At 48.2% G+C, this 4,145-nt stretch carries 5 protein-coding genes; 3 read left to right on the top strand and 2 right to left on the bottom strand.

The features are described from left to right. Positions 1-98: 98 nt before the first annotated feature. Both AC3DOM_RS16195 and scpB read right to left on the bottom strand, forming a co-directional pair. Positions 99-869: a pseudouridine synthase gene (locus AC3DOM_RS16195; protein ID WP_487920078.1), complete on the bottom strand. Its 771-nt coding sequence runs from the start codon at positions 867-869 to the stop codon at positions 99-101. 87 nt (positions 870-956) lie between these two features. After that, positions 957-1,523 (bottom strand): SMC-Scp complex subunit ScpB, encoded by a 567-nt coding sequence (scpB, locus tag AC3DOM_RS16190; RefSeq protein WP_487920077.1) that lies wholly within the window; start codon positions 1,521-1,523, stop codon positions 957-959. 43 nt (positions 1,524-1,566) lie between these two features. Between scpB and AC3DOM_RS16185 the strand changes: the two genes are divergently transcribed. The 3 genes from AC3DOM_RS16185 to AC3DOM_RS16175 all read left to right on the top strand — a co-directional run. Further along, positions 1,567-2,139, top strand: a complete 573-nt coding sequence (locus tag AC3DOM_RS16185; RefSeq protein ID WP_487920076.1) for a hypothetical protein — start codon at positions 1,567-1,569, stop codon at positions 2,137-2,139. 33 nt (positions 2,140-2,172) lie between these two features. Further along, a complete protein-coding gene (locus tag AC3DOM_RS16180; RefSeq protein ID WP_487920075.1) occupies positions 2,173-3,786 on the top strand; it encodes a G5 domain-containing protein in 1,614 nt (537 codons plus the stop codon). Between the two features lie 9 nt (positions 3,787-3,795). Continuing rightward, positions 3,796-4,145 (top strand): GDP-mannose 4,6-dehydratase (locus tag AC3DOM_RS16175; RefSeq protein ID WP_487920074.1); only part of this gene is annotated, 350 nt, incomplete at its 3' end.

The raw sequence follows: 4,145 nt of genomic DNA, 5'->3' as shown, positions 1-4,145 counted from the left end.
ATATTTCTTGATTTACGTTCCTGGATATTCATAGCACTATTTTACAGGGGATATGCTATTTTTCTAAAAATTAGGCCATCCTGTTTTTAGATTTTGCATCATTTCTTTTTATAGCCGTGTTTCTTCCAGGCTGGCTTTAGTGCTTTTTTCTCGGGATTTTTATTCTCTTTCAGTTCTCGAACTTCTTCATCTGTCAGGTAGCGCCATTCTCTGGGCTTGAGCCTGCCTAATTTCAAACTTCCCAGTTGGACACGATTGATCTTGACCACTGGCAAACCAAGCAAACTTCCTGTCTCGCGAATCTGTCGTTTGCGTCCTTCTTTTAGCACTACCGTCAGTTTCGCCCCTTTACCAGCTTTTCCTTCGAGGTAAACTTTCGCCGGTGCGGTCCGATAGCCATCTTCCAGAACGATACCTCGCCGCCAGGCTTCAAGTTGCTTGATATCCGGATGGCGGGCGACCAGCACCTTATAGGTCTTCTCATGTCCATAACGGGGATGGGAAAGTTTATTCGCCAGATCGCCATCATCTGTCATCAGGATCAAGCCTTCGCTCTCTATATCCAGACGACCTACCGGATAGATCCGTCCTTCAATCGGAATCAGATCACGCACGGTTGGGCGTGGATCAGGGCTGGTCACCGCAGAAATTACACCGCGCGGCTTGTTCAGGGCGATATATATATTTGCTTTAGTCACGGAAATCGCCTTTTCATCAAGGGTAATCGTATCCCGTGCAGGATCTGCATTTTGGCCCAAAACAGCGATTTTACCGTTCACTTTTACACGCTTGGCAGTAATAAATTCTTCGCAACTTCGTCGAGAACCAAGTCCGGCTTTTGCAAGAATTTTTTGTAATCGTTCTTCCATTAAATTATCCTTTTCATTTCCCCCATTTCCTTAAAAATGGAGGCTGCCCTTTTGGGCGCTTTTCCTAAATGGTCGAGAGAGAAAAAATTATCCCTTCAATACTTCCTGATTCCCATTCTCTGCAAGGATATCCGAAATATCAATTTCTGGTAGAGCGGAAAGAGATGGGAGCCCAAAATGCTGCAAAAATTCGGGAGTGGAGCTGTATAAAATCGGACGGCCCGGCCCTTCCGTGCGACCACTTTCCTGGATCAAGCCCTTACTCAAAAGAGAGCGCATGACCCCATCACTATTTACCCCACGAATCGCATCCACCTGGGGGCGAGTCACTGGCTGTTGATAGGCTATTATTGAAAGAGCCTCCAACGCAGCCGGGCTAAGACGAGTGGTTGCATCTAGATTTAGAAACTCCTCGATCAAGGGGGCAAGTTCCGGTGCAGTTGTCAATAATACACGACCGCGATGGGTCTGAATCCGCAAGCCCCGGGTCGAGAGTGTTTCGGTCAATTCCGTTAAAACCTTTTCGACTTTCTCAGTTGTCAATCCTAGCGCCACTCCCAGTTGCGCCAATGGAGTTGGCTCCGAAGCAACAAAAAGCAAGCTTTCCAGCTTGGCTGTCAGAGAAAGGTCTGCGGTTTTTTCAGGGTTGCTCATGCTATAATTGCTCCGATCATTTCATATAAATTAGTGAGAAAATATGCTCAGAAAAAAGAAATCTGCCATCCTTTTCGCCACAATATCCTTGATTTTCGCTTCACTGGCATGCACGATGAATATCGGCGGGCCAGACTATCCTGAGAGGGTGATTCCGGTATCCCAACAGGCGATCGATAGTATCAAGGCACAATTCGAAACTGCGCTGGAGACAGGGATCACCGGTGAAAATATCATTCTCACCATTACCGAACCACAAATTACTTCAATTCTCGCCTTCAAGCTTGAAAACCAAAACAACCCATTATTTACCGAACCACAAGTTTTCCTGCAAGATGGTCAGATGCAAATTTACGGTCAGGCCACGCAAGGTTTCTTCGTTGCCAATATTAATGTGATGGTCAATGTTGGCATTGACGAGGAAGGGCAACCTGATATTCACATTGCATCCGCTGACTTTGGCCCCTTCCCGGTGCCAGAAAGCCTCTCCAGCGCTTTATCTGCCATCATCAAAGAAGCCTACACTGGTGCAGTCGGGCCCGTGGCGACCGGCTTCAGAATTGAAAAAATCGGCATCAGAGACGGCCTGATGGTCATGGCTGGGAAAGTGAAATAGCGAGTGGATTATACCAGCAAGAAGTTCCCTGGGATGATTTCCCTTCGCCTTTTCTTTCCCCTGATAATTCTCGGGGTCGCCCTCCTTTTGGCTGGCTGCGGCGCCCCAAAGATTTTACAGGAAGAGACGCATATCGGCCTTAACGTGGATGGACAAAGCCAGCAAATCCAACTCCCGGCTGGCAGCAACGTGGATGAAGTCCTCCAATCTGCCGGGGTCATACTCGGGGAATCCGACCGCGTCGAGCCGCCTCTCTATACCCTCCTCGCTGAAGGAGATCAGGTGCAGGTGATCCGCGTTCGGGAGGTCTTCGAATCACAAGAGGAGGTCATCCCGTTTGAGCGTCAGGTGGTCCGCAATGAATCTCTCCCTGAAGGTGAAACAAGGCTCATTCAATTGGGTCAAAATGGGCTCCAGGAAATTACCTATCGGAGTGTTTACGAAGATGATATTGAGATCAGCAACACTTTGGTCAAAACTACTATTCTGCAAACCCCAAAATCTGAAATTACAATGGTCGGCATTCAGGCGGTATTTGCCCCGATCCCCATTCCCGGCATTATTGCCTATCTCTCAGGAGGCAATGCCTGGATCATGGAAGATTCCACCGCCAATCGGAGGCCGCTCGTCACCACCGGAGATTTGGACGGTCGGATCTTTGCCCTCTCACCGAATGCCGGCTGGCTTTTATATTCCCGAAAATCAGAAAAAGATCCCGCGGTAGAGATCAATACTCTTTGGGCCGTGAATATCAACGGGAGACCCAAAGACCCTATCAGGCTTGGTGTTTCCAATGTGGTACACTTCGCCAGTTGGCGCCCTAATGGCGGGACTCGCATATACTATTCAACAGTAGAACCACGTGCCGCCGCTCCCGGGTGGCAAGCCAATAACGACCTTTATCAGGTCACATTTAGCGCGGGCTGGTCAACCAATCCGCAAGAGATCATCGAGGCCAATGCGGGAGGCATTTATGGTTGGTGGGGAGTGAATTTCCTTTGGTCCCCGGATGGCAGAAAACTCGCATACGCACGTCCCGATGGAATTGGGCTCGTCAATATCGAAGAGGGTAAATTTGACCCTTTGCAGGATATCGTGGCATTAAGTACTCACAGCGATTGGGCCTGGATACCAGGGATAAGCTGGGGAGGTGACAATAACAGTATTTTCACCGTCACACACGCTCCTGCGTCGAATTTGGTTAGCCATGAGGATTCACCTTATTTTGATCTCAGCGCAATTTCAATGGCTAATTCAACCAATATTCAAATAGCACCACAAACGGGAATGTTTGCCTATCCTTCCGGCTCCCCCATGCGCCCAAGCGGAAAAGAACGCATGTATCAACTGGCTTATTTGCAAGCGATCTTTCCAACACAAAGTGAAGACAGCCGTTATCGCGTTATCGTCATGGATCGAGATGGCTCAAATCGCCGAACGATTTTCCCCCCGGAAGATGCCCAGGGCATTGACCCTCAAATCCCTGTCTGGGCACCAGACCCTATTCCAGGTCAGTCGGGCGATTTCCTTGCGATGGTTTATCAGGGCAATCTATGGCTTGTCGATTCTGTCTCAGAAGAATCTCACCAAATTACCGGCGACGGGTTAATCAGTCGCATTGACTGGAAAAGTCTCAGTCCAAATTAAGGATAAATTATGCGTATTTTGATCACGGGTGCTGCCGGATTTCTTGGCTCTCATCTTTCTGACCGACTTATTGCGGATGGTCGTCAGGTAGTCGGGATGGATAATTTTATTACTGGCAATCCAGATAACATTGCCCACCTGGCTGGAAATGAAAATTTTAGTTTTTATCGGCATGATGTCTCCAATTATATTTTCGTGCCCAATAAAGTGGATGCCGTCATGCATTTTGCCTCTCCCGCAAGTCCCAATCCTGACTCGGAACGGGCATATTTCAATCTCCCTATTCAAACGATGAAAGCGGGAGCTTTGGGAACGCATAACTCACTAGGTGTTGCAAAGTCACATAATGCAAAATTTCT

The organism is Candidatus Desulfolinea nitratireducens (assembly GCF_982879505.1).
The sequence above is the reverse complement of the archived record's forward strand: the minus strand, read 5'-3'. Positions and strand labels throughout refer to the sequence as shown.